This is a genomic window from Paenibacillus taiwanensis DSM 18679 (assembly GCF_000425125.1).
GTDB classification, from domain to species: domain Bacteria; phylum Bacillota; class Bacilli; order Paenibacillales; family Paenibacillaceae; genus Paenibacillus_B; species Paenibacillus_B taiwanensis.
This window is the reverse complement of sequence record NZ_AULE01000024.1, coordinates 87,112-112,510: the sequence shown is the minus strand read 5'-3', so window position 1 is coordinate 112,510 and position 25,399 is coordinate 87,112. Positions and strand designations below refer to the sequence as shown.

The window sequence follows — 25,399 nt, the reverse complement described above, 5'->3', positions numbered from 1 at the left end:
GTATGACTTACTCCACTCATTTCTACATCCTAGATAAGAATAAAGATGTACCACCCACAGCAGGGTGAATGGTACATCTCCTTTCTTCATCGTTATTGACCGTTTGCTTCGTCTTGTACTTTTTGTACAGCTTCAGCCAATTTCTCTGGTGTTGTTTGGCCGCCGATCAATTTCTGAATTTCGATAGACAATGTTGTATTCACATCTGCTTGAACCAATGCATCAAACGCCGGGAAGGAGGAAGTTGTACCTGCCAACACCGTTGCGATTTCTTTCATAAGCGGATCAGTAACGTTGGCATCAATTTTGGCTTTGTCTACCAACATAGCAGGCAATACGCCATCTTCAACCAAACCGCGGATCTGCATATCTTCTGTGTACAAGTTTTTGATGAAAGATTTAACCGCTGCAAGTTTACGAGGATCTTCAGCTACTTTAGCGGAGAAACCGTAACCATTGTTTGTATCTTGCATCATTGCTGTTTGGTCGCCTTGGCCACCGTCGATAGCTGGTACGTTAAAGAATCCAACTTTACCGATCATCTTCTCACCAATACCGCCGGCTTTGAAGATGGAGGACTGCCATGTACCGTCAAACATCATTGCAGCTTCGCCGGAAACGAATTGAGTTTGCAATTCAGCGTACTCAAAGCCTAGCTCGCCTTTTTTGAAGTATCCTTTGTCAACCCACTCTTTATGTTTTGCAAACGCTTTAACCATTGTTGGATCTGTCCACTTAGCATCGCCAGTAGCGAAGCCTTTAGCGAATTCAGGACCTGCTGTACGGGACCACAATTGGTTTGTTACCATCAATGGAACCCAAGCTGCTTTGGAAGCGCCTGCAAGTGGTGTTTTGCCATCTGCTTTTACATCAGCCAGCAATTTTTCCCACTCAGCCCATGTTGTTGGAACTTTAAAGCCTTTAGCTGTAAAGTATTCTTTGTTGTAGAATACGCCCTCAGCGGAAGCTCCAATTGGCAATCCGTATACTTTACCATCCAAAGTGAATGGTCCCAAGCCTGTGAACTTGTCCTTGATGCCAAGTTCATCAAGAATAGGTGTCAGATCAAGCATTTTGCCTTGTCCAGCATACAATTTAGCGTCTGGGCTACCAAATACGTCGAAAATATCTGGAATGTCGCCAGCAGCCATCTCGCCTCTAAGTTTCTCTTTACGGTTAATATCAGACTCAACGCCGTCAAGCTTGATTGTCAAGCCTTCGTTCTCGCCTTGTGTAGTCTTTACAACCTCTTCCAAGATAGCGAAACGGTTTTTCTTAGCGTCACCTACTTGCGTGTGACGAAGTTTTAACTCAAATGGCTCTGCTTTTTTAGGCTCTTCTGTTTTGGTTTCAGTTCCTTTGTCCGATCCGTTAGCTTGTGTCTCTGTGTTGTTGCTACCGCAACCAGTAAGAGCAGCAGATGCTACAAAAATCAGAGTGAGGAGAAGCGTTAAACTTTTCTTCATCCTTATGACCCTCCCATTTGGTCTTGTTTTGTGGTACATCCTTATTATAGATCGGGACTATGTGTTCCGTAAGGATGTCATTTTTCTAATATGGGGATAAAAATCTCTACTATCCAAAAATAATTGTACAAAATGACCCTCGAACAGGACTTTAGTCGTATATTTTTAACGATTTGTCCCTGTTTAAACCTCTTTTTTAGTCAAACAAATGCTAATGATGTCAAATGTTAGTGTGTGCAGACATAGGCCAGTAACTTGAAGAGACTTGGCTGAGTTCCAAAACAAGATTGCACATATGCCTGTTTTATGCCAAAACAAAAACCAGAACGATGTTAGACACCATTCTGGTTACTATTCCTAATCTATATTCAAGCAAGTTTGCTTAATGTTTGTTGTCTTCCTAATTCAATCAGACGTTTTGCACGTTCTATTTCTTCCTCAGTTGGAGAATCGACACCCTCTAATGGATACTTTTCACCACATGCTTCCCATTTATATACGCCCATCTGATGGTAAGGAAGAAGCTCAAACTTTTCAACACCGTTTAGGCTGCCAATAAATCGACCCAGTTCCAGCAAATCCTCTTCATCGTCATTTTTGGTAGGCACAAATACATGGCGAATCCACATTTTTTTGCCGTGATCAGACAGCCAGCGCGCAGTTTCCAGCGTCCGAAGATTAGGAACACCAACAAGCTCCTGATGCTTTTCGTTATTAATATGCTTAATATCGAGCAGCACTAGATCCGTAAGATCATACAGTTCCTCCAGTTTGGACACTTCATTAAAGCCATTTGTGTCCAACGTCGTATGCAAATTCCAACGTTCTTTAACAGCTTTAAATATTTCTTTCACAAAAGGAGCCTGCAAAGTCGGTTCGCCGCCTGAAATGGTCAATCCTCCACCGGAGGAACGGTAATAGTTCAAATAAGGTTCAATCTCGCTTAATACATCCTCAAGAGACATCTCTTTGCCGCCCATTAAGTTCCATGTATCTCGATTATGGCAATATTGGCATTTTAACGCGCATCCCTGTAAAAATAAAATAAAACGAATGCCTGGGCCATCAACTGTGCCAAATGTTTCAACCGAATGTATACGTCCTATCATAACGATCACAAATCCTTTCCTATCCCTCTGCACGGTTCTGTTTAGTATACACGTAAAGGAAGGGGCGCAACCAGCCGAATAAACGCCCAGCAAGGTTCGTTTGTTCGGGTTGGTCGCGCCCCTGACTATAAATGTGCAGTTACTTGCGAATACTAATGAAATCTAACAAGTCCAAGTTACATCGAACCGTGGAATGTACGGTTGATGACATCAAGTTGTTGTTCACGAGTCAACTTGATAAAGTTAACCGCATAACCCGAGACACGGATCGTTAATTGTGGATAGTTTTCTGGATGGTCCATAGCATCCAACAATTGTTCACGGTCAAATACGTTTACGTTTAAGTGGTGCGCGTTGTTATGGAAATAACCGTCTAACATCGCTACCAAATTGGCTTTACGACCTTCCAAATCTTTACCAAGTGCTTTAGGCACGATAGAGAACGTATTGGAAATACCGTCCAAGCTATGCTCGTATGGCAATTTAGCAACCGAGTTCAAGGAAGCAAGTGCTCCTTTTTTATCACGGCCGTGCATTGGGTTAGCTCCAGGTGCAAATGGTTCGCCGGCTTTACGACCGTCAGGTGTTGTACCTGTTTTCTTACCATACACAACGTTAGAGGTAATCGTCAATACCGATTGTGTCGGTAACGCGTTCCGATACGTTTTGTTTTTACGAATCATGTTCATAAATGTCTCTACAAGCTCAATCGCAATGTTGTCAACACGATCGTCATTGTTACCGTAGCAAGGGAAATCGCCTTCTACTTCAAAGTCAACCGCAATACCTTGCTCGTTGCGAATTGGTTTCACTTTAGCGTACTTAATTGCACTTAACGAATCGGCTGCGACGGACAAACCTGCAATACCACATGCCATCGTGCGGAGAATCTCACGATCGTGAAGGGCCATTTCAATCCGCTCATAGCTGTATTTGTCATGCATGTAATGAATAACGTTCAACGAATTCATGTACAGCTTGGAGAGCCATTGCATCATTTGTTTGAAGCGTTTCATCACTTCATCGTAATCCAGAACATCACTTGTAATCGCAGGAAGCTCTGGACCTACTTGAACGCCCAGCTTCTCATCTATACCACCATTAATCGCGTACAGCAAGCATTTCGCCAAGTTAGCACGAGCGCCGAAGAACTGCATTTGTTTACCGATACGCATTGCAGATACACAACATGCGATACCGTAATCATCGCCAAAGTGTGGACGCATCAGGTCATCGTTCTCATATTGGATCGAGCTTGTTTCGATAGACGCTTTAGCACAATATTTTTTAAATGCATCTGGTAATTTCTCAGACCAGAGCACCGTTAAGTTAGGTTCAGGAGCAGCACCCAAGTTGTACAGTGTGTGCAGGAAGCGGAAGCTATTTTTAGTAACAAGCGTTGTGCCGTCAAGCGCCATACCACCGATGGATTCCGTTACCCATGTAGGGTCGCCGGAGAACAATTCGTTGTAATCAGGTGTACGCAAGAACTTCACAATACGCAATTTCATTACAAAATGGTCAACCAATTCTTGTGCTTGCTCTTCTGTCAACGTACCTTCTTTAAGGTCGCGTTCAATGTAAATGTCCAAGAAGGAAGATACGCGTCCAAGGGACATTGCAGCACCATTTTGTTCTTTGATTGCTGCCAAGTAAGCAAAGTACAACCATTGGAACGCTTCACGAGCGTTAGCTGCTGGTTTAGAAATATCAAAGCCGTGCATTGCAGCAAGCTGCTTTAATTCGCCAAGTGCACGAATTTGTTCGGAGATTTCTTCACGATCGCGAATTACAACTTCATCAATTACGTCTACTTCAAGATCAAGCAGCACTTGTTTCTTTTCTTTAATTAAGAAGTCGATACCATACAACGCAGCGCGACGGTAGTCACCGATAATACGTCCACGACCATATGCATCTGGAAGTCCTGTAATAATACCAGATTTGCGGGCCATACGCATATCGCTTGTATAAGCATCAAAAACACCTTGGTTATGCGTCTTACGAATGTTCATAAAAATGTCGATGACTTCTTGCGGCATTTTGAAGCCATATGCTTCACAAGCATCAATCATCATGCGGATTCCGCCGAAAGGCTGAATAGAACGACGGAACGGTGCATCCGTTTGTACACCAACGACAGCTTCCTTGTCTTTATCCAAATATCCAGGTTTGTGAGAAACGATCGTTGCAGGCGTATTAACGTCTACATCCCATACACCACCACGCTCACGTTCCTCTTTGGACAGTTGGCTGACAATGTCCCACAAATCTTTCGTATTCTGAGTTGGACCAACCAAGAACGACTCATCGTTCAAATAAGGGTTAACGTTTTTTTCAATGAAATTACGAACGTCAACATGATTGTTCCATTTTCCTGCTTGGAATCCACGCCAAGGACTAGTTGCTTCTGATACATTCTTTTCAATAACCGACATCGAAATCCCTCCATTAAGTAGGTTTTCTTTATATATAGATCTTATCCTTGATGCACTTGGTATAACCACTTACGTCTTATCCCTTCAACAAGGTTCGTAGGTAGCAGAACTGACCAAACGATGGTGCCAAGTGCAGCTAAGCAAAGAGTGATGCATCTTCGGAATCTTATCCGCTATCGATAGCGTTAACTTCTTTGCTATGAACTAATTGTACCCCTTTTCACATAGTGGTTATGTGACATTAATCACATTATTTCAATTCAGCATGAGTTTAATCACACCAATTATCTCAATTTTGTGAATTTTGTTACAAACCTCTATTCCTCCTCTATTTTTATAGCAATTTTATCCCCTAACTCATTTGGAAAAAGGGCAGCAGACATAAGTCTGCCGCCTATAAGAAAAGGTGGATGCAACCTGATGGAATGGAATCCTGATCGCGGTATGCTCGCGATCAGGAACCGATACTACCTTAAGGGAAATGAGATGAGATGCTATACACGTGTTACTTAAAATCTGCCGTAGAACGCATTGCGGTATACATCAGCTAATTCAGGTACTAGCGGCATTTTAGGATTGGCAGTCGTACATTGGTCTTCGAATGCACGGTCAGCCAAGTAATCCACACGGGATTCAAAATCTTTAGCATCAAAACCAATTTCCTGGAATGTTTCAGGGATTCCCAATTGACGGTTCAAGTCACGAATTGCATCAATTAAGCTATTCACGCCTTCTTCTGTCGTACGTGCTGGCAATCCCAAGATTCGAGCGATCTCTGCGTAGCGCACATCTGCTACGAAGTGGTCATATTTAGGGAACGAAGCAAACTTCGTCGGTTTTTTCGCATTGTAACGAATGACATGCGGCATCAAGATAGCATTTGTGCGTCCGTGTGCCGTATGGTACTGCGCGCCCCATTTGTGCGCCAAGCTGTGATTGATGCCAAGGAATGCATTAGCAAACGCCATCCCGGCAATTGTCGAAGCATTATGCATTTTCTCACGAGCGAGTGGGCAAGCTTCATTTGCCGATTTAACCAAATGTTCAAACACGAGCTGGATCGCTTTAATGGCCAGTCCATCTGTATAGTCATTGGCCATAACCGATACATACGCTTCGATTGCATGTGTCAGCACGTCCATTCCTGTGTCCGCTACTGCTACGCGAGGCAAGCTGTATACAAACTCTGGATCGATAATGGCTACGTCTGGTGTCAGCTCATAATCAGCCAGCGGATATTTGGTGTTGCCATTTTCCTTATCTGTAATAACCGCAAACGATGTAACCTCGGAACCTGTACCGGAAGTTGTTGGGATCGCCACAAACTTCGCTTTCTGGCCGAGACGCGGATATTTAAAGGTACGCTTGCGAATATCCAAAAACTTCTGCTTCAAGTTGTTGAAATCAGTATCTGGATATTCGTAGAACAGCCACATCGCTTTGGCAGCATCCATAGGGGAACCACCGCCGAGTGCAATGATACAGTCCGGTTTAAAGCTCTTCATCATATCCGTACCACGATTGACCGTTGTTGTGGATGGATCTGGCTCTACATCGTAGAACACTTCAATCGCTACTGGATTACGACGTTGGCGCAAGTAATGCTCCACACGTTCAACGTATCCCAATTTAACCATCATAGGGTCCGTTACGATCATAACGCGCTCGATATCTGGCATTTTCGCCAAGTATTGTGTAGAGCCTTTTTCAAAATACACTTTGTTCGGGACTTTAAACCATTGCATATTCACTGTACGCTTCGCCACCCGTTTGATGTTAATAAGATTAACTGCCGATACGTTGTTCGAAGTCGAGTTGCGGCCATAAGAGCCACAGCCCAGTGTCAAAGATGGAATGTTCGTATTGTACAAATCACCAATTGCTCCGTGTGTTGACGGCGAATTGACGAGAATACGTCCAGTAGGCAGGCGATCACCGAACTTTGCAATCACTTCTTCGTTATTCGAATGAATAACCGAGGAGTGACCCATACCGCCAAAAGCGACGATTTCAGCTGCACGATCGATACCTTCTTGTGCCGTTTTTACTTTGTAGCAAGCAAGCACAGGGCTTAATTTCTCCGCAGACAACGGGAACTTAGGTCCAACACCGTCAAGTTCAGCTACCAGTATTTTCGTGTCAGCAGGTACTTTGATGCCAGCCATTTCAGCGATTTTAGTTGCTGGTTGACCCACAATGTGTGGATTTACTGCACACGTTTCTGCCTTGATTGCCATTGCTTGCAATTTAGCTGTTTCTTCTTTATTAGTAAAGTAGCAGCCATAATACTGCATTAACTTTTTCACTTCGTTGTAAACCGGCTCCTCAATAATAACCGCTTGTTCCGATGCACAAATCATACCGTTGTCGAAAGTTTTGGACAAAATCAAGTCCGTTACGGCCTGATCAAGTTTCGCACTTTTCTCAATGAAGCAAGGTACGTTACCAGGACCTACACCAAGTGCTGGTTTGCCAGCGCTGTATGCTGCTCGAACCATTCCGGAGCCGCCTGTTGCCAAAATAAGCGCCACATCAGGATGATTCATCAAGGCGTTGGTAGCCTCCATCGAAGGCAACTCGATCCATTGGATACAGTGCTCAGGTGCTCCGTATTTCACTGCGGCTTCTGCCAGCACTCTTGCAGCTTCAGCACTGCACTGTTGTGCGGATGGATGGAAAGCAAAGATGATCGGGTTGCGAGTCTTAATGGAAATGAGCGCCTTAAACATCGTCGTAGAAGTCGGATTCGTAACCGGTGTGACACCCATTACTATGCCGACAGGCTCAGCAATTTTGACACAGTTGTCATAATCATTATCTTCAATAACACCAACCGTTTTAGCATATTTAATATGATTATGAATGTATTCCGTTGCAAAAATGTTTTTCGTAATTTTGTCTTCGTATACTCCACGGCCTGTTTCCTCTACTGCGAGCTTGGCAAGATGCATATGTTTGTCAAGACCAGCGAGCGCCATTTGTTGAACAACGATATCAATCTGTTCCTGATTCAGCGACATGAACGCTTCATGGGCTTTCTTCGCCCGTGTAATCAGTTGTTGAATGTGCGCTTCGACGTTTGTTGCTTCCTTCACTTCTACAGTTGGTTTCGCTTCTGCTTTTGCCATCATTCTCCGCCTCCAGTAAGGTTATATTTACCAAACACCGATCTCCGTTCTATTATACCTGTTATCTATCGGATGAGGGTGTTAGATCTAAAATTTATTATGTGAATCATTTCACAACTCAATCATAATACGAAGTTCGCTAAATGGCAAGTGATTTTTTTCACGTAATAAAATAATTTTAAAAATAACGTTTTTAACGTCGTTTACGAGCTGTTCCTCTTGTATAAAAATGCTTGCCTCACACCTGTTTAAAAGGTGGTTTGTTGTTGTACAATACAATGTAAACACCCGTAGCGGATCGATTAAATTTAGAAATTTCATACGTTTAATGGGCCTATTTATCGTTAACTTGCTGCTTCAAAATGAAAAATTTCACTATATATGCACAAAGTTCATCAATTGTTCTCACAAATTCATTTAAATTATAAATTAAATTGACAATAATCACTGGAACGTCCAATATATAAGTAACGTATTAAATAGTGAAACAAGTCACAAGGTTTCTATGAGGTAATTAACAGCTAATTCTAATATTATGAGCCAAGAGACCTACTGGAGGAGAACGGAGTGGAACATATGAGCGAACAATACGGAGACAATTCAAATATTACTTGTTTCTCGGATCAGAACCGAGAACGTATCCTTTCCATTGCAAAGGATCGCACGTACCCCGAAGGCTCTCACCTATTTTGGGAAGGCGACACGGCAGATAAGTTGTTTATGCTAAAGAGCGGGCGTGTCAAAGTAACCAAATCGACAGACGAAGGTAAAGAACTTATTTTATATATGTATCAGGCCGGAGATCTTGTCGGTCAAGTAGACCCCTTCCATAGTACAAAGCACAGCTTTACTGCTGAAGTCATTGAAGAAGGCGAAGTTGGCCTGATCGAGCAGCGTGATCTGGAGGTGCTTATTTGTCAGCACTGCGACTTCTCCATAGATTTTATGAAGTGGATGGGCATTCATCACCGCTTAACGCAGACGAAATTCCGCGATTTAATGATGTATGGCAAGCCAGGCGCATTATGCTCTACATTGATTCGGTTATCAAATACGTACGGAGAAGAGCTGGAGGATGGCGGGAAGCTTATTAATAAGAAGATTACCCATACAGACCTCTCCAATATGATCGGCGCAACTCGCGAAAGTGTAAACCGGATGCTGAGCGATCTGCGTAAAAAGGGCGTATTGGAATATGATAATGGTATGATCGTTATTCGCGAGTTGGAGCATCTGCAAGACGTATGTCATTGTGAGATGTGTCCGAAGGAAATTTGCCGTATTTAGAGATACCGGAAACAATTTGATTTATTCACCCTCCGCTGCTATACACCTCCTCCCTAGTTACGCATAATCGCGCTGCACAAGCTCACCTTGCAGCGCGATTTTTTTGCTTTTGTTTGCTCTCGTGCCATGCTTCAGCTTCGGATATAATACAAGCGGCAGCATCTCCGCATAACAAAAGCCTTGTCCTCACACAGCTTGTTCAACTGCTAAGGAGCAAGGCTACTTATGGGGTCTTGCTATCAATGTCAATCTCAATATGATCATTGGATTGGATCGGAAAAGTAAGCAACTTATCAGAATCAATAAGTTTGTTGTTTACCTTTATACGTGCAACGGTGTCTTTAGGCAGCGGCTTGTCACCGATCTGCTTAATCTCAGTACCGTTATCCGTCATTCTGATGTGTCCGAATTGCTCAAATATATCAGCCAGTGTACAGTTCTCCTGCCACGGAATCGCATACGTATTGGTTAAATGCGGCGCAAGCTTGCCGCCGTCTATGCTCAAGTCTATGCTTGGCGTCGGGACACTGCTCGTATCTACGTCATGCTCTTTCACGAAAATAAGAATCTTATCGTTGTTATTTAGCTCGGCAGACAAATCTGCTGCTGTGCGAAGTTCCGTGTCATTTAAATAAATTCCCCACGACATATTAGGGTCCAGGGATGCGTCACCAATTGAAGCGACACCAGAGCCGTCTTCCTTCAGCTTGATTGTGCCGGTTCCTTTAAGCGCTTCACTAACTTGCAAGCCATTATGCCATTCTATTTGCAACCGCTCTGATAAATTAGGGACATAAGTTCCACCTTCAATTTCGACTGACACAGCTGTGTCAGATACCACGGGAGCTGACTGCCTCATAAGTGGCTGTTCTTTCGGAACCGACGCACACCCCGCAATAAGCAGCAGCCCGATCACGAGAATAATCCCGAATCTGCCGATGCGTAATCGTTGATTGTTCATTCTGTCCACTCACTTTCTTGCATTCCTCTTCGACGGGCATCTACCTTATCCGTTATTATGCACGAATATACAACGATAAAAGTATCAAATCCGTAACAAAACGGAGATAACCGACCAAAATGTAAACAAAGTGTGGCTATCGGATGATAACTTAACCATTTGGAGCTAAATGACGATTTCCTGCATTATTTTCTTCAAATAGGTTCGTCTGGCTGCTAAAAAGTATATGAACTGCATCACAATGAATGCGCAAACAATGGTAGAAGCATACCCCATTATATTTTCTAGCAGCAAATTACTTAGCGTCTTCATGGCAAACATCGTATGGATGCTCCCCACCACACAAGGTAAAAAAAACACTAATCCAACCTGAACGTTTACGACACGACGAATCTCACTTAATGTTAAGCCGATACGAGTCAGAGAACGGAAATAGGCTTGATCTTCTTGCAAATCGCTAAATAACTTAAAGTATATAATGCTGCCGCTTGCAATAAAGAAGAGCAGACTAATAAATATACCAATAAAAAAGATAAGCGAAGTCGTCTGGCTAATTTCATTGCGTTCCTCGATTCGACTTGATACATGGTAAATAGAATCTGCTGCAAGCTGCTTTTTCAAGTTTTGGACTAAAGGAAGTGCTTCGTTGCCGTCTGTCCAATCTATGTTATAAATGATCCGTTTTTCTGCAACAGGTGCTGTGGATTGTAGCTGTTTCATTACGTCGTCTGGGACCACCAACAACAAGTCAGCCGTATACGAAGGTGACATTACAACCTGCTCTATTCGTTCAATCACCTTGGCCGTATAAGATTGTGACACGCCTTCAACCCTGATCGTCACTTTATCGAGCGCAACCGCTTTTTGATAGGAAGAATCTATATATTTGATATACTCACTTTGATCAATCCAGTAAACGCCTGCCGTGATCGGTTTCACTTTTGCAAACTGCTTATTCGCTGCAATCTCGTTGTACTTGGAAACACTAATTGCCGCAGCACCCTTGTTAAAGCTGTACACATCTTTTACATACGCCTGCACGATAGGGGTTGTAATTGCGGCCGTAATCTGATGACCGTGGCTTTCTACCGTTTCTTTGACTTTATTCATCGCCAAAGGACGGCCCTCTCCATCTCTTTGCAGTACCGAAAATTGAAACGGATTAAACGCTTCTGCTTTAATTTGCAGCCCTTTATCCACAACAAAAAACGTAGCTGAAGCTGTCAGCACAACCGCGCTTAATAACGTAATCGTATACAACACACGAGCGTTGTCCCGAATTCGATAGCTTGCTTGGGTCACGTTTAACAAGTTTGTACCGGAATACAAATACCGTTTGTTATAAGAAAGCAGCTTTACAATCGCCGTACTGCCTTGCGTATACAAGAAATAGGTCCCAATAAACGTTAAGCCAATCGTCGGGAAAAAGTTGGCCGCAATATTAAGCAAATCGGTGTTATAGGCCATATAATAACCCGTTCCAATCAAGACAAGCGAGGCGACAAACAACATCCAAGAAAATCTGGGTGGCTTTCTGGTCTGCTTTTCAGCTTTTATAAGTTGAATAATTTGAAGCTTGCCTACCTTGCGTAAGGAGAACAGTGTAATCAGCGTAAACAACACTAGATAAGCAATGATCGTAATTTGAACCGATGATAATGAGATGTAAAAAGGCAGCGGTGTATCAATTCGCAGCAACCGAGACAGAACCATAAGAAAAAGCTTTAACGTGACTGCTCCGGCGGCTATGCCACATGCAATTGCAAGCAATGAAATGATCATATTTTCGTAGATAACCATTCTTCTCATCTGCCACTTGGTCATCCCGAACAATGTAAACAGTCCAAATTCCTTCTTACGGGAACGTAAAAAGGCTGAGCTGGAATACAACACAAAGAAAAACGAGAACATCATAATCATGAACTGACTCATAACGATAAGGCCGCTAATCAATTCTCCACCACTCACCTTACCACTTACAATATCGGGATGATAGATGAAAGAGGAGTACAAGAAAAATACAGTTACTGAAAATACACAGCTTAAAAAATAGGCTGCATAACGGTGCCAGCTCTGTCGAATGTTACTGAAAGCGAGCCGTCGGAATGTCATCAAAATTGCCTCCCAGTAAACTTAAAGTATCCAGTATTTGCTGAAAAAAGGTTTGGCGATTCGTGCCGCGCCGAATTTCTGTAAACAGCTTGCCATCTTTAATAAACAAAATTCGCTTGCAGAAACTAGCGGCAAACGGATCATGTGTAACGATTAAGATCGTGCGGTGCAAATTCTCGTTGAGATCCTGCAAAGCCTTCATTACATCTTTTGCAGCCTTGGAATCCAAATTACCTGTCAATTCATCAGCTAACAACAGGCTCGGCTGATGGATAACTGCTCGTGCGATAGCCGTACGCTGTTTCTGTCCACCAGAAATTTCATAAGGGCGTCTATCCAAAATATGATCGATACCTAGCCATTTGACGGTACTTTCGAGCCTTGCTTCGATCTCTTTGATCGGCAGTCGGTCCAAAGCAAGCGGCAGTATAATATTTTCCTTAATCGTTAACGTGTCAATCAAATTAAAGTCTTGAAATACAAATCCGAGTTCATGTCTGCGAAATTTGGCAATTTTGCGATTGTTTAATTTGTATGGATTTGTACCGTTAATAAATATATGGCCTGATGTTGGCTTGTCTATTGTGGCTAGCAAGTTCAGCAAGGTCGTTTTCCCGCTACCGGAAGGTCCCATAATGCCAACAAACTCCCCTGCTTCCACTTGTAAATGTATATCCTGCAACGCTGTATAGGTCATTTTTCCGCGTGTGCCATATACTTTCGTGATCTGTTCTGCACGCAGCAATGGTTCCATGTCGTACCCTCCAATAATGTAGAGCTGAATCTAATTTGTTTAACACGATTAAAAAAGAAAAAAGGCTGCTTCACCTTTTTATTATATCCATACTACATATAAAAAAGGAAAAACGTCTTTCCGCCAGTTCAAGCAGACAAGACGCTCTTAGATGTACTTTCCTTATCCATAGCAGTTATCCATTCGGCATTTATCCGTCAAGATGGACCGCTGTCATCTCTCACTGTACCCGTCCTACAAATGGGGATATGACCCTCATTCGATAGCAGCTATATTACATCACGCTGCAAGCTATCAGATGCAAACCGAATCGTAAACGTTGTGCCTGCTTGAATCTTGGAAGTCACCGTTATCGTATGTCCTAGGCGAGCACAAACCTGTTTCACCAAATAAAGCCCCATCCCAGTTGCATCCCCTTCTTTGCGGCCATTCTCACCTGTAAAGAAAGGATCAAATACACGTGCAACATCGTGTTCTGCAATTCCAATTCCTTCATCCTTCACGTGCAGCAATATGCCGTATGACGCTTGCTCAATCTCAAACTGTAAAGTTTTCGTTCCGGGTTTGTCTTTTGAATACTTGATCGCATTGGTCACTAACTGCGTAATAATAAATTGCAGCCACTTCTCATCACTCTCTACTTGTACGTCTTCTCCACTAATTTTAGGGAAAATCTGATGGCGAATGAGCGATTTCTTATTCTGGTTAATAACTTGACGAATCGTATGATGAATGGAGATACGCGATACGTGAAGGTCAAGTTCGAACTTCTCCAACCGGGCCGTCGTCAGCATCATTTCCAAACCTCGAGCAAGCCGCTCCACTTCCTCATTTACATTTTGCAGCAAATCTTCCGTTTCAATAATATTCATCGCGGTTGGTGGCTGCTGCGTTAACAAGTGCAGTACGGAGACAGGCGTTTTCATATGATGGACCCATTGATTCGTAAAGTGCATATGCTGCTCACGCTGTTGTCTCATCACAAGCAGTTCATTCATAAAAGAGCTGTACTGCCGATTGATCAGTTCATGCATCAGCTTCTGTTCTTCGGTAACCGGATTTTGCATACAAAGGGTAAAGTCGCTGTCTGACGTATTATCCCAAGCATTGTGCAGCTCCTTATACCAATCACGCTGCCTTAAATAATCATAAACAATGCCTAGTGTTAAAATAATGACACCAAGGACAAACACATACATAAGACTGGGACTTCGAATATATTGACGCCCGATATTCAAGTCAAGGTATATGACGAACAATGACATCAGCAAAGCAAGCAGCCATGCCAAAATCAAAATGGAACGATCTTTCGCGTACTTCCACAAGGTCATGAAGGAGCACCGTCTTCAGTCCAAGTCTGAAGCAGTCGATATCCTTGGCCCCGCACCGTTTCAATGGCTTTCATCACACCGATTTCTTCCATCTTTTTGCGTACACGAGTGACATTTACAGTTAGTGTGTTATCATCTACAAAATCAACGTCATCCCAAAGCGTCTCCAACAACGTTTCGCGAGAAACAATATGGTCAACACGCTCCATCAAGCTGCCAAGCAGCAGTGCTTCATTTTTTGTCAGATCCACACGCTTGCCCTGCCACTCCAATATATTTTTGGATCGGTGCAAAGATAGACCGTGGACAACAATCTCTTCACCGTTGCCAGAACCATTGGCCGCATACTCTCCGTACGAACGACGAAGTACACCCTTAACCTTTGCAAGCAGCACATCAAGATGGAATGGCTTCGTAATAAAATCATCGCCGCCGTTCTCAATGGCCATCACCTGGTCCATCTCACCTGTGCGCGCAGACACAAAAATGATAGGTGCATTTGTTACTGACCGGAACTGCCGACACCAATAAAACCCATCATAGGATGGCAAATGGATGTCTAACAAAATAAGATCTGGTTCAAACTTGACGACCTCTTCCTTTAACAGTTTAAAGTTGGTAGGTCTGTTTACTTCGTAATCATATTTTTCAAGTGACGACTGCAAAATGGATGCAATCTTGTCATCGTCTTCTACAATAAGAATGCGGTACATAAGGTATTCCCCCGTTAATATGTTCATATAGTCTTATTAAATTCAGGTCTTTATGCTTTCCCATCATAGCATAATCTACGTTGCACATTCCATACAGAGCTACCGTGGAAGAAAGGGAGGAAGTGGGACGTTTGCTTGGCAGCAGCATTCCATCTGCTGCTTAAAAAGCAAAGGGCACCTTCCGTACCGACTCAAGCTCGGTGTATCGGAAGGTGCCCTTTTCAGCTTACCTAATATCCTATTATTTTATAACTTAAATCCGATCATCAACTTAAAAGAAATCGCGGAAACAGTACATTATTTTCAAGATGCACATGTTCAAACGTCATCGCTTCCAACTCTTCCAGTCGTGTGTACGTTATTCGATAAGTTGTGCACGCATGCTCAGGGACGGTAAATTCGGACGTAACTTCCCTTATTTGTCTCAACAGCTCCCCTGCTGCGGTATGCTCTGCTTCCAATTTAGCGATCGCTGCTGCCACATGGGCAAACTCTTTGTTCTCATGTGCCATTTCTTCGGCCCGAATGAGTGCCGGAAATTGTTCAGCTTCTTCGTCAGCGGTATGACTTTCAAGCTCTGTTCGAAGCGCCCCAAACAATCGGTACAGTTCCTGCAAATGTGGTTGTTCTGCCCCGTGTACCTGATATACACGTGCCACGTTAGCTGCAATCATAGGCAGCTGTTCTACCAAATAACGATGATGCTTGTTGACGATATAATCAATTAAGGATCTGGAGGACATGTATTTCCAATCCATCCCTGTGTGGAGGGCAGGTGCCTCGTCATACTGTATCTGCAATTGCGCAATAATCGAGGCAGGGTCCAATTGACGTGAAGCTGCTGCCTCAGCTAGCGGGCGATTGCCCCCGCAGCAAAAGTCGATTTTTAACTTTTTAAACATATCACTAGCCGCAGGATACGCAAGCACGATGTCCCGCACCATCATTTGATCATGGAATTTCATAAAAATAGCCTCCTATCGCACTGTTCCTCTAATGTATCTCGTGAAATATCTCACAGATTCAGAATAGAACAATCCGCAGGAGGCCATAGTGATTGTACGCACTTATGATGTGACCAATTCACGAAGGCTAAGTTACTTCAAGTTTGGTTCACCAAAAGCCAACAGAACACCGCCTTCACCGGCGTATGTACCGATTACGGGTCCCATATTAACAAAAAGCACATTTTCAAATGGATATTTCTCTAACAGGGCATTGAGAAATTCCTTTGCGCGCTCTTCACAGTTCGAATGAGCCAACGCGATCCAATTGCGATCAGCATGATGCCATGCCTCACCAACCTTCTCAATCATTCGCTTGAGCACCCGCTGCGTTCCGCGAATCTTCTCCATCGTCTCAATAACTCCGTCTTCATTAGCTCTCATTAATACTTTAATGTTCAGCATAGAGGCAACAGTGCCTTTAAGACGATTCAGGCGACCACCACGAATCGCATTCTCTAATGTATCCAACGTAAAATAAGTCCTTGTCTGCTGTACACACTGCTTAATTGCTTCGTTCAGGTCAGTCAAGCTCTTGCCAGCCTTCGCCATAAGCGCCGCACGGACAGCCAACAACCCTAATCCCATTGAAGCCGTCTTGGTATCGATGACCTCTACTTTGTTCGTATGCCCGTCTTCTTCATACATTGTCTTTGCCATAACAGCATGGTTATACGTACTGCTTAATTGTGAAGTTAAGCACAAAACCAAAATATCTTTGTCAGCATCCAATGATTTGTACATATTATAAAAGTCACCAGGCGATGGGCTTGAAGTCTTAGGTAATTCTTCCTCATTACGCATACGTTCATAAAATGCTTCCGAATCCATGTCTGAAGTATGAATATCCTGCCCAAAGCGAACGTAAAGCGGGACCACATTAATTCCGAATTGTTTGGCGATCTCTGGAGTCAAATCGGAGCTTCCGTCTGTGATGATATGAATGGTCATGTCATTCTCCTGTCTATCTTATTGTTGACTACACCGTCTCTGTCCGTTCTATTATACGGAGCATGTATCCCATTGACAACGGCTAAAAGAAGGCAGACCGAGCTTATTCGACAATAATGTGACATAAGTATGATGAAAACGTCAAAATATAGCCATTCAATACCTATATAAGCATCGTACCCACTACAATCGATACCCCGATAATTATTGAACGCAGCAATTGTGCGACAGCCATATTCCCCTTCTCAATTTCCTCGCATACGCGAAATTGAGGTAATAACAAATCCACAAGCACATATAACAGACATAAAATAACAATCCCGATGGCCGACCATAACAGCATCATGAGCCAAGAACTTGTACTAAAGGAAACCATCGCAACGATAATACATAAACCTAACAGTTTACTCCCCATATACATGCCTGCTGCTTCATTTCCTTTACGAATTTCCTGCTGATCGTTAAACTTTGTTAATTTGCTGAACACAAATGCACCGACAAGTAAAATCACTGCAATGACTGCGATGCCAATGCCAACGTGTCCTAAATCTACTAATAATGACTTCAACTTGACTCCCCCTCATCTATCTGTTCCTTATTTATCGTCCAATGGACATCGTGCTGGATGGCAGCTGGACAAAATCTAGCCAGATCACCCGTTATGCGTCCGCCAACTCTTGGCAGCAATCCACCGTATGTCCCGCCAGGCACATATACCCCCGTTAACAAATAACCGCTCAACTGGTTTCCCGTCGACGCCATATGTACGGCCTCCATCGGCACATATGCTTGATAAATTTTGGGCTGAGCTGCGTAATAGCGCTGGTCATCAGCATCCTCCATGTCAGCTTCTGATGGAATAAAGGGCTGCTTCTCCTTCTCTTTTGTTACAGGTTCGTTCATACCTTCCTCGCATACGCCATTTGTATCATATATTGTGGTGCCTTTCCCTTCTCTGCCCCAGATGCTCTTCGCTACATAGGGACGGCCTGTAGCTTTAAATGGCTCTGGGTTCAAATAAGTTGGCGGAATATATCGTTTAATTATTTCCCGCTCCCCTGATGTCAAAATAGGGGCGGACATCGTGCTGCTTAATTCGTCGTGATGCTCATGAATTGCCCAAATGAGCGCCATCATCGCTTTACTTTGAAGTAGAATTGACTGCAACGGGTTTAGAATAGCGAGTAGCTTGCTGGCGCTAAGCGCTAGTACTGCCCTCCCTATGGGAAATCCGTCCTCGGACTCATCCGTCATTAAATATTCTAGTGGATATAACCTGTACCATATCCCTACTTTATGGTTATTCGCATATAAGCCTTCACCTGGCACGACACGTAGATCTTCGAGTGCACAAAATTCCGCTTCCCACCCCGCTTGTTGTACAAGCTTTAGCAGATACAGCGTGTTTGCCCTGTCCTCTGCATGATCTCGATAAGCACTAAATACAATCGTTCCCGAATAACCTTGCTCCCTATAATACTGAAGCATCTTCACCAACGTATGCTGCAATTGGCTGGATAACGTATCGGATGGATTCAACAGCCGCTGCTTCTCCCCCTTGCGTTCCCACAGCATATTGCTTTCATGAATAAATTGTTCAGCCAAATAAGCAGCTTCAGGAATACCAGTAGGTGTATCGGCATTGTTCTCGATACATTTCCAGCCTTGCGGGCCTTTTATCCAATCCTGCCTGCTAATTCCACTAATCGGCTCGGCTTGCCTGGCGGCTTCCACCAGTTGTGCCGGTATTCCAAGCTGCTGCACGAGTGTTATATCAGGCAATTCATGCTGCACAAAACGCAGTACCCGTTCGAACACCTGATGAACATGTTCAGATGCTTGACGCAGCTCCATAACCTCCGTCTTGTCATAGAGGATCGCCTCTGTCATACAGTAAGGCTCATTATGCATCCAAACATAAGGAACTACGCGCAGTCTTTCATCTGTAAATGCCGCTCGCTCTTCAAGCGGGAGCTTTAGAGAGTGGCGAATACGGTTCACTTGTTGTTCCATTGTAATTATCCTCCGCTGGAATGACCGCTGCTGCCAATACCTGAATAAGAGGAATGACTGCTTTTATAACTGTTATAAAAAGCAGTGCCTGATTTGGCAGAGCTCTTTTTGGACGAGTACCCTCGAGTATGATACCAACTAGAATGATTACTGCTGCCATCATCGTCGCAGCTCCAGTTACCATTAGTCGCCTGCCGCTCATAGACACATTCATCGTAAGCGCTCGGGTTGTTGTCACCACATGCCGTTGTTGCTAATGGCATGCAGACCATTAATGCATAAGCAAGCCGCTTCTTCATTGGTGCGATGCGCTCATTTGAATCTGTCATCCCATTTTGTTCCGACAGCTTAACTTCGATATTCATTTGATCTCCCCGTTTCTCTTCCTCATCACAACTGCCTTTCTCCTTATTTCAATTGCTCTACAAACAGCAGCAGCTTATTTCGATCTGCATCAAGCACTGTCATTAACATTTCTACCTCCATACCTCGCCAATACGTATAGTGATCCAACAGTACAAATGCGGCTTGGAGCGGATCTGAAGGCCGTTCTGTACCTGCATCCTGAAACGTGTTTTGATCACGATCATATACGTACCAGACCATTTCAAACGGATCAGCCACATCACATGCTGTCTGAAAAATAGTATGCTTTACCGCGTTTGTTCTATCATTTGGCAGCTGGCCTCTGAATTCACGAACATATATAGTAGCTTGACCGTATTGATCTGTCTCATGAGACGTATGCTCCCACAATCGGTTTCTGAGCACCGTTGCATCTGCAAGCTTGCAAATAAACAAATAATTTCGCGACACACTCCAGTTAGACAACTCGCCTCGCTCCAGTTGTGCTTCTTCATCCCATTCTATATAACGGAGAGCCAACTTTGACGAATCCACCCTAACCATCTCCTTTATACTTCCTTATTGTTTAGGACATAACGAAACATATATACGAACAAAAAGGTCCATCGTTGCTCAATCGCAGTAAATAATTTTATAATGTGTAGAAATACCTATAGTAGACCGTTGATCAACTAACAAGGAGACCTACATGCAGCAACTTTTACAGTTCTCGAAAGAACAATGTCCTTTCCAATATCGAAGTCAAATTGTCGAGCTTATGCGTCAAGAATGGCCAGCCGCTTTTGACGGGAGAGATGACGATATGGAGTGGGTTCATCAAGTGGACACTAACCCCACCTCATTTTTGCTCATCGAAAATGAAATCGTCATCAGTTACCTCGCTGTCCCTTGGAAACAAGTTATGCATGGAGGGGAACGATATAAAGCATTTGCGCTTAGCGAAGTCGTAACAAATCCTATTTATCGTAATCAAGGCTACGGCCTGCGGCTCATCAAGGAAGCGATGTCATTTATACGACATCACCAGCCAGACATCAGCATTTTTACATGCAAGCCAGAGCTGATTCATTTTTATTCACAAGGCGGCTGGAGCTTCATAAAAGGGACTCATCTGATTGGCGGCACACGCCATAAACCTTTGCGCAGTGATCTATTAGGGCTGTGCACGATGATAAATCTTTTCTCAGACAAAGCTCGTCGAAATCAGTCCGACTTTAAAGACGCTGACATTTACTTAGAGCTTGGGGAACAGCTGCTGTGGTAATGTCAAGCTTCCCGCACTAGCGTTACTGCTTCGTTTGCGCATACTTGGCGTGATCTCCCCCACACGCGAAAAAAGCCTGCCATCAGTTAATCTGACGACAGGCTTTTATCTTGTCCATTTCGATGCACTAGGGCAAGCCTTATGACATCATGGTCTTCGTAACAGGTTCCATTCAACACGTTAATGACGTGAATGTCGGTTACAAAGATAAATTCATGTTAACCATTCACCGGGTTGCTCACATTGGAATCAGATTCATCGCAGCATTCATATGATGCAGCAGGTAGATTATCTACCCATGACTCCGCCCAAGTCTGGATCGCTTCCATGACAGGCTGTAGAGCAAGTCCCTTGTCAGTTAAGGCGTATTCAATACGTACAGGAGTCTCCGGATATACATTGCGGGTGACGATTCCAGAAAATTCCAGATCCTTCATCCGCTCGCTAAGCATCTTGTCACTCATCGTTGGAATGAGAGAGGAGATATCCTTGAAGCGCTTAGGTCCACTTAACAGGCCCTGAATAAGCAGGCCGTTCCAACGCTTTCCTAATATACAAAATGCAGCTTCAAATCGCGGACACATTCCCGAGTGGTCATTATCCATTCGTTATCCCTCCTTTACAACTTACAAAATGTAAGTATATAGATTTTACCATATCCCTTCTAAAAAAGAAACCGTCTTCGTTATGTTCATTTCATTTTTGATATTTACCGTTATTACCGCTAAAATAGATCGTATACGTACCTTATATAAAGGAGTCGAGCCAATTGAACTCATCCCCCTATTCATCATCTCAGAACGCCGATCCATCCCGCTCCACACGGCGACGTCCACGTATTACGGTTATTGGCAGCTTAAATATGGATCTGGTTACAGTTACCGATATCATTCCACAGGCAGGTGAAACTGTACAAGGTCTGAAATTTGGTACATTTTGTGGAGGAAAAGGAGCCAATCAAGCGGTAGCCGCGGCCCGTTTAGGAGCAGAAGTGCACATGATTGGCTGTGTAGGTAATGACAGCTTTGGCGCAGAGATGCTCCGTAATTTACAACGTGAGGGCATCAATTGTGAAGGAGTGTCCGCCATTTCCAATGTATCTTCTGGCATTGCTGCCATTACTATTGCCGATGGCGACAACCGGATTATAGTCGTACCCGGTGCAAATGAGGCTGTGACGAATGAGCTTGTCACTCAGCACAGCAGCCTGATTGCTGAATCCGACCTCGTCGTACTGCAATTGGAAATTCCTTTGGAATCTGTACGTACCGCCATTGACATAGCTAATCGGCATCATATACCTGTTATGCTCAATCCTGCACCAGCCGTGCAATTGGACCCACCCCTCCTAGATAAAATTAGCTGGGTGACCCCAAATGAGCACGAACTGGAACTAATGCTGGGCGCACCCGCAACTGTGCAAACGCAATTAGATAAGGATCAATCCACATTATCAGAGGACCAATTCGTACACACAGATGACCTCTACTATGGGATGCTGCAACAATTACCTGGAAAAGTCATTATGACTAAAGGAAGTGAAGGCGCTTACTGGTGCAGCGCAGACGGGACAGTATATCATAGTCCAGGTCGCAAAGTAGAGGTAGCCGATACGACGGGCGCTGGTGATACTTTTAACGGCGCACTGGCTGTTGCATTGGCGGAGAAACGGTCTACTGATCAAGCAATCGCTTGGGCGGTAGCAGCAGGCGCATTATCGGTGACTCGCTTTGGTGCACAGAGTGGGATGCCCACACGCGAGCAGTTAGACAACTGGTTAACGTCCAATACATCAGAATAACCTGCTTTTTCAAGTCATAATTTAGCTTAATTTTAGACTCATTCTGACGATTTTAGCACAATTCCGATAGAATGAGTCTATTTATTTCCAAATGATCCCTAGAAAACTCTTGCCCTTGCGCTACCGATAGAATAAAATAAAATCGGTATAACTTTTTTCAGCATCTATCCCACTAACGGCAGGAGAAGAGGCAATGGCTACTATTTATGATATTGCGAGGCTGGCTAACGTATCGGCGATGACAGTATCACGAGTCATTAACAACACGGGAAGAGTCAGCGAGAAAACAAGAGTCAAAGTAAAGCAAGTAATGGAAGAGATGCATTACATCCCCAATTCCGTGGCAAGATGTCTTGTCACACAGGAAAGTAAAGTGTTATCCCTCCTCATTACCGATATTACCAACCCCTTCTTTACAACGATAGCTCGCGGCGCTGAAGATGCTGCACTCAAGCATGGCTATCGACTCATGTTCGGCAACAGCGACGAGAACCTACTCAAAGAACGTCAATATGTAGAAATGATCCTTTCCATGCGGGTAGACGGTGTCCTATTTGCGCCAAGCAATGATATGTCTTTTGATCATCTGCAATGGCTAGAACGTCAAAACGTTCCCTTTGTTCTGCTTGATCGGGAAGTTCCAGGTATCGTATGCGATACTGTTCTTGGAGACAGCCGCGCAGGAGCAAAGCAGCTCGTACGCGAAATGATTCGTCAAGGACACACTCGAATTGGACTAGTTAACGGTTTGGAACATGTATCCACAGCTCGCGAGCGTCGCGCAGGCTATGAAGACGCCCTTCGTGAAGCAGGACTTCCCATTGACGAGAAACATATCGTTACAGCGAGCTATATTAAGGACAAGCAAGATCTTATTCTTAATGAATGGTTCGAACGTGCACCTGAAGAACGCCCCACTGCTATATTTGCTGCAAACAATATGCTTGCGTTAACTGTATTCCGTGAAGCGCGCGAACGCGGGCTGCGAGTACCCGAAGATATGTCCATTGCTTGCTTCGACGACCTCGGCACGGTAGAGAACATGAATTCTTTCTATTCTGTCGCCTCCCAACCGGCTTACGATTTCGGCCAGATCGGCATTCAGCTTTTGCTAGACCGTATCCGCAACCGGAATCAAGCACCGAAACTAGTCAAGCTCCCATGCGAGATCAAACACGGCGGCTCAGTCATTCCTTACGAGCCTACTCCTGTAGCGGCCAGCTCCATGTAAGGGTACGGGGTGATACGTGACATTACCCTCATCATGATGATCACCCTGTATGCATCGAACGGCCTCCGCAGAGCTCCCCTCGAGCATGTAAGCAGCATTTATTCGAGTACATTCAACTATTCCACATTTATCCGAACCTATTTCCGTGTCTATTCGTATTTTCGGTAATCGCTATTATCTGATCAATTGAGTAGAGTGCTGTTCCTAATACACAAAGCTATCGCTTGCAAAAAAAAGCCCCATGTGACGTCGCAGACAGGATCGATCGCCAAATGGGCCTATGAGGGAATGGGAATGTTTATATCAGCTTTCTCCTTTGAAACGGTGCTTCTATCGGCAGTGATAAAGAAAGTGATATAAACTTCCTGATGGGATGGATAATAAAGCAATGAGCGTAATGGATGCTCATGACATTAGTAGTTGGTAATGGACAATCTCCAGCAATCATCCATTCCGTGGAAACCCCTGCCTGAGTACCAGTGTACATGTCGTCTGCATCCAACGCCATTGCTTCTGCTTACAGCTTGCTTACAATGTTGTAAGTCATCTTGTATAAGCAGGAGCTACCCTTTTACAGCTCCTGCTGCCATCCCTTTCATCACCTGTTCCTGGAACATCAGATATACGATTATCGTTGGCAATGAGGCCATCGCTAAAGCGGCCATCGTAAGCCGGAAATCGGTTGAGTAACCTGTTGCAAACACGGACAAGCTTAGTGGAAGCGTCTTCAAATTCGGATCATTAATAAACACAAGCGCAAATGCGAAGTCGTTCCAGAAACGCAGGAAGCCTAGAATAGCAACTGTTGATAGTGCTGGCAGCGTGACAGGCAATATAATTCGGGTAAAGATGCCCGTATACCCTGAACCATCTACCAATGCTGCCTCTTCCATTTCTTTAGGTATATTGGTTAGATAAGCAAGGACGATAAAGACAGCAATCGGAAGCTCAAAGGCAGTATAAGGCAGCACAAGTGCTGCATGTGTGTCCAACAATCCTATCTTATTCATCATAATAAACAAAGGAACAAGGGTGCTATGAACAGGAATAAGCATGCCTAGCAGGAGCATTCCCGTTAACAGACGCTTTCCGCGAAACGTAAATCTGGACAAAATATACGCCGTCAAAGCACCTAACAGCAAAGTTAATACTAACGCAAGAAACGTAACCCACAAAGAATTCAATGCTGCTTTTCCCATACCAGATACTTCCCATGCGCGTACAAAGTTGTCCCAATTCCAGGAAGTTGGCAATGAAAAAGGACTCGCATAAAATTCTGCATTTGTCTTAAATGCACTCATGTACATCCAAAACAGCGGATACAACGTTAATAGTGCGTACACACCAAGTACAGTATTTCGCAAATATTGCTTCCATCTAGGCACGCCGTGCTGCTTGACACGAACTGATCTATGTCTACGGGTTGCAGTAGTCATGTTTACGGGATCCACTCCTCTCCGTTGTATGTTC

20 protein-coding genes and 1 pseudogene are annotated in these 25,399 nt (G+C 43.9%); 4 read left to right on the top strand and 17 right to left on the bottom strand.

The genetic code is table 11. The features are described from left to right. Positions 1–92 precede the first annotated feature (92 nt). From H509_RS0104975 to adhE, 4 genes are all read right to left on the bottom strand, one after another. A complete protein-coding gene (locus tag H509_RS0104975) occupies positions 93–1,466 on the bottom strand; it encodes an extracellular solute-binding protein (RefSeq protein WP_028544105.1) in 1,374 nt (457 codons plus the stop codon). A 368-nt stretch (positions 1,467–1,834) separates the two neighbouring features. Next, positions 1,835–2,575 carry a pyruvate formate-lyase-activating protein gene (gene pflA / locus H509_RS0104970; RefSeq protein ID WP_036696412.1) on the bottom strand — a complete coding sequence of 247 codons (741 nt, stop codon included), beginning with the start codon at positions 2,573–2,575 and terminating at the stop codon, positions 1,835–1,837. A gap of 176 nt (positions 2,576–2,751) precedes the next feature. Then, the gene (pflB, locus tag H509_RS0104965; protein WP_028544103.1) at positions 2,752–5,013 is read right to left on the bottom strand and encodes a formate C-acetyltransferase; all 2,262 of its coding nucleotides are present in this window, start codon (positions 5,011–5,013) and stop codon (positions 2,752–2,754) included. Positions 5,014–5,522: 509 nt separating this feature from the next. Beyond that, a complete protein-coding gene (adhE, locus tag H509_RS0104960) occupies positions 5,523–8,144 on the bottom strand; it encodes a bifunctional acetaldehyde-CoA/alcohol dehydrogenase (protein WP_036696291.1) in 2,622 nt (873 codons plus the stop codon). Positions 8,145–8,717: 573 nt separating this feature from the next. On the opposite strand from adhE, the gene H509_RS0104955 reads away from it, so the two are divergent. Next, a complete protein-coding gene (locus H509_RS0104955; protein ID WP_036696409.1) occupies positions 8,718–9,428 on the top strand; it encodes a Crp/Fnr family transcriptional regulator in 711 nt (236 codons plus the stop codon). 223 nt (positions 9,429–9,651) lie between these two features. On the opposite strand, the gene H509_RS0104945 is transcribed toward H509_RS0104955, so the two are convergent. From H509_RS0104945 to H509_RS0104895, 11 genes are all read right to left on the bottom strand, one after another. Then, positions 9,652–10,389 (bottom strand): hypothetical protein, encoded by a 738-nt coding sequence (locus tag H509_RS0104945; RefSeq protein ID WP_028544100.1) that lies wholly within the window; start codon positions 10,387–10,389, stop codon positions 9,652–9,654. Between the two features lie 165 nt (positions 10,390–10,554). Next, the gene (locus H509_RS0104940) at positions 10,555–12,501 is read right to left on the bottom strand and encodes an FtsX-like permease family protein (RefSeq protein ID WP_028544099.1); all 1,947 of its coding nucleotides are present in this window, start codon (positions 12,499–12,501) and stop codon (positions 10,555–10,557) included. Next, positions 12,473–13,255: an ABC transporter ATP-binding protein gene (locus H509_RS0104935; RefSeq protein WP_028544098.1), complete on the bottom strand. Its 783-nt coding sequence runs from the start codon at positions 13,253–13,255 to the stop codon at positions 12,473–12,475. The genes H509_RS0104940 and H509_RS0104935 overlap by 29 nt, the downstream gene beginning before the upstream one ends. Before the next feature lie 269 nt (positions 13,256–13,524). Next, positions 13,525–14,586, bottom strand: a complete 1,062-nt coding sequence (locus H509_RS0104930; protein WP_028544097.1) for a sensor histidine kinase — start codon at positions 14,584–14,586, stop codon at positions 13,525–13,527. Further along, positions 14,583–15,299, bottom strand: a complete 717-nt coding sequence (locus tag H509_RS0104925; RefSeq protein WP_028544096.1) for a response regulator transcription factor — start codon at positions 15,297–15,299, stop codon at positions 14,583–14,585. Before H509_RS0104925 ends, H509_RS0104930 begins: the two co-directional genes overlap by 4 nt. 266 nt (positions 15,300–15,565) lie before the next feature. Further along, entirely contained in the window at positions 15,566–16,264 is a 699-nt protein-coding gene (ric, locus tag H509_RS0104920; protein ID WP_028544095.1) for an iron-sulfur cluster repair di-iron protein, read from the bottom strand. Positions 16,265–16,396: 132 nt separating this feature from the next. Beyond that, positions 16,397–17,254 carry a DegV family protein gene (locus tag H509_RS0104915; protein ID WP_028544094.1) on the bottom strand — a complete coding sequence of 286 codons (858 nt, stop codon included), beginning with the start codon at positions 17,252–17,254 and terminating at the stop codon, positions 16,397–16,399. Between the two features lie 163 nt (positions 17,255–17,417). Next, positions 17,418–17,822 (bottom strand): DUF350 domain-containing protein, encoded by a 405-nt coding sequence (locus tag H509_RS0104910; protein ID WP_028544093.1) that lies wholly within the window; start codon positions 17,820–17,822, stop codon positions 17,418–17,420. Further along, positions 17,819–19,267 (bottom strand): glutathionylspermidine synthase family protein, encoded by a 1,449-nt coding sequence (locus tag H509_RS24315; RefSeq protein WP_051286825.1) that lies wholly within the window; start codon positions 19,265–19,267, stop codon positions 17,819–17,821. The genes H509_RS0104910 and H509_RS24315 overlap by 4 nt, the downstream gene beginning before the upstream one ends. Positions 19,268–19,272: 5 nt before the next feature. Beyond that, positions 19,273–19,632, bottom strand: coding sequence for a hypothetical protein (locus H509_RS0104900; protein ID WP_028544092.1), 360 nt, complete (start codon positions 19,630–19,632; stop codon positions 19,273–19,275). Positions 19,633–19,675: 43 nt separating this feature from the next. After that, complete coding sequence (locus tag H509_RS0104895) at positions 19,676–20,167, bottom strand: hypothetical protein (protein ID WP_028544091.1); 492 nt, start codon at positions 20,165–20,167, stop codon at positions 19,676–19,678. Between the two features lie 154 nt (positions 20,168–20,321). Here H509_RS0104895 and H509_RS0104890 point away from each other — a divergent pair, with 154 nt between their 5' ends. After that, positions 20,322–20,897, top strand: coding sequence for a GNAT family N-acetyltransferase (locus H509_RS0104890; protein ID WP_028544090.1), 576 nt, complete (start codon positions 20,322–20,324; stop codon positions 20,895–20,897). A gap of 293 nt (positions 20,898–21,190) precedes the next feature. Here H509_RS0104890 and H509_RS0104885 read toward each other — a convergent pair. Beyond that, positions 21,191–21,502: pseudogene (locus tag H509_RS0104885) on the bottom strand (winged helix-turn-helix transcriptional regulator); the annotation flags it as partial. A gap of 164 nt (positions 21,503–21,666) precedes the next feature. Between H509_RS0104885 and rbsK the strand changes: the two are divergent. Together rbsK and H509_RS24310 are read left to right on the top strand one after the other, a co-directional pair. Further along, positions 21,667–22,698 carry a ribokinase gene (gene rbsK / locus H509_RS0104880; protein WP_245595981.1) on the top strand — a complete coding sequence of 344 codons (1,032 nt, stop codon included), beginning with the start codon at positions 21,667–21,669 and terminating at the stop codon, positions 22,696–22,698. 193 nt (positions 22,699–22,891) lie between these two features. Then, positions 22,892–23,929: a LacI family DNA-binding transcriptional regulator gene (locus H509_RS24310; RefSeq protein WP_051286824.1), complete on the top strand. Its 1,038-nt coding sequence runs from the start codon at positions 22,892–22,894 to the stop codon at positions 23,927–23,929. Positions 23,930–24,492: 563 nt separating this feature from the next. Here the strand turns inward: H509_RS24310 and H509_RS0104870 are convergent. Further along, complete coding sequence (locus tag H509_RS0104870) at positions 24,493–25,365, bottom strand: carbohydrate ABC transporter permease (RefSeq protein WP_036696289.1); 873 nt, start codon at positions 25,363–25,365, stop codon at positions 24,493–24,495. Between the last annotated feature and the right edge of the window lie 34 nt (positions 25,366–25,399).

Coding starts and splice junctions, on each gene's coding strand:
- H509_RS24310 (WP_051286824.1), top strand. CDS start 22,892: ATGGCTACTATTTATGATATTGCGAGGCTGGCTAACGTATCGGCGATG.
- H509_RS0104890 (WP_028544090.1), top strand. CDS start 20,322: ATGCAGCAACTTTTACAGTTCTCGAAAGAACAATGTCCTTTCCAATAT.
- H509_RS0104925 (WP_028544096.1), bottom strand. CDS start 15,299: ATGTACCGCATTCTTATTGTAGAAGACGATGACAAGATTGCATCCATT.
- ric (WP_028544095.1), bottom strand. CDS start 16,264: ATGAAATTCCATGATCAAATGATGGTGCGGGACATCGTGCTTGCGTAT.
- adhE (WP_036696291.1), bottom strand. CDS start 8,144: ATGATGGCAAAAGCAGAAGCGAAACCAACTGTAGAAGTGAAGGAAGCA.
- H509_RS0104935 (WP_028544098.1), bottom strand. CDS start 13,255: ATGGAACCATTGCTGCGTGCAGAACAGATCACGAAAGTATATGGCACA.
- H509_RS0104930 (WP_028544097.1), bottom strand. CDS start 14,586: ATGACCTTGTGGAAGTACGCGAAAGATCGTTCCATTTTGATTTTGGCA.
- H509_RS24315 (WP_051286825.1), bottom strand. CDS start 19,267: ATGGAACAACAAGTGAACCGTATTCGCCACTCTCTAAAGCTCCCGCTT.
- H509_RS0104900 (WP_028544092.1), bottom strand. CDS start 19,632: ATGAATATCGAAGTTAAGCTGTCGGAACAAAATGGGATGACAGATTCA.
- H509_RS0104870 (WP_036696289.1), bottom strand. CDS start 25,365: ATGACTACTGCAACCCGTAGACATAGATCAGTTCGTGTCAAGCAGCAC.
- pflB (WP_028544103.1), bottom strand. CDS start 5,013: ATGTCGGTTATTGAAAAGAATGTATCAGAAGCAACTAGTCCTTGGCGT.
- H509_RS0104975 (WP_028544105.1), bottom strand. CDS start 1,466: ATGAAGAAAAGTTTAACGCTTCTCCTCACTCTGATTTTTGTAGCATCT.
- H509_RS0104915 (WP_028544094.1), bottom strand. CDS start 17,254: ATGACCATTCATATCATCACAGACGGAAGCTCCGATTTGACTCCAGAG.
- pflA (WP_036696412.1), bottom strand. CDS start 2,575: ATGATAGGACGTATACATTCGGTTGAAACATTTGGCACAGTTGATGGC.
- H509_RS0104945 (WP_028544100.1), bottom strand. CDS start 10,389: ATGAACAATCAACGATTACGCATCGGCAGATTCGGGATTATTCTCGTG.
- H509_RS0104940 (WP_028544099.1), bottom strand. CDS start 12,501: ATGACATTCCGACGGCTCGCTTTCAGTAACATTCGACAGAGCTGGCAC.
- H509_RS0104955 (WP_036696409.1), top strand. CDS start 8,718: ATGAGCGAACAATACGGAGACAATTCAAATATTACTTGTTTCTCGGAT.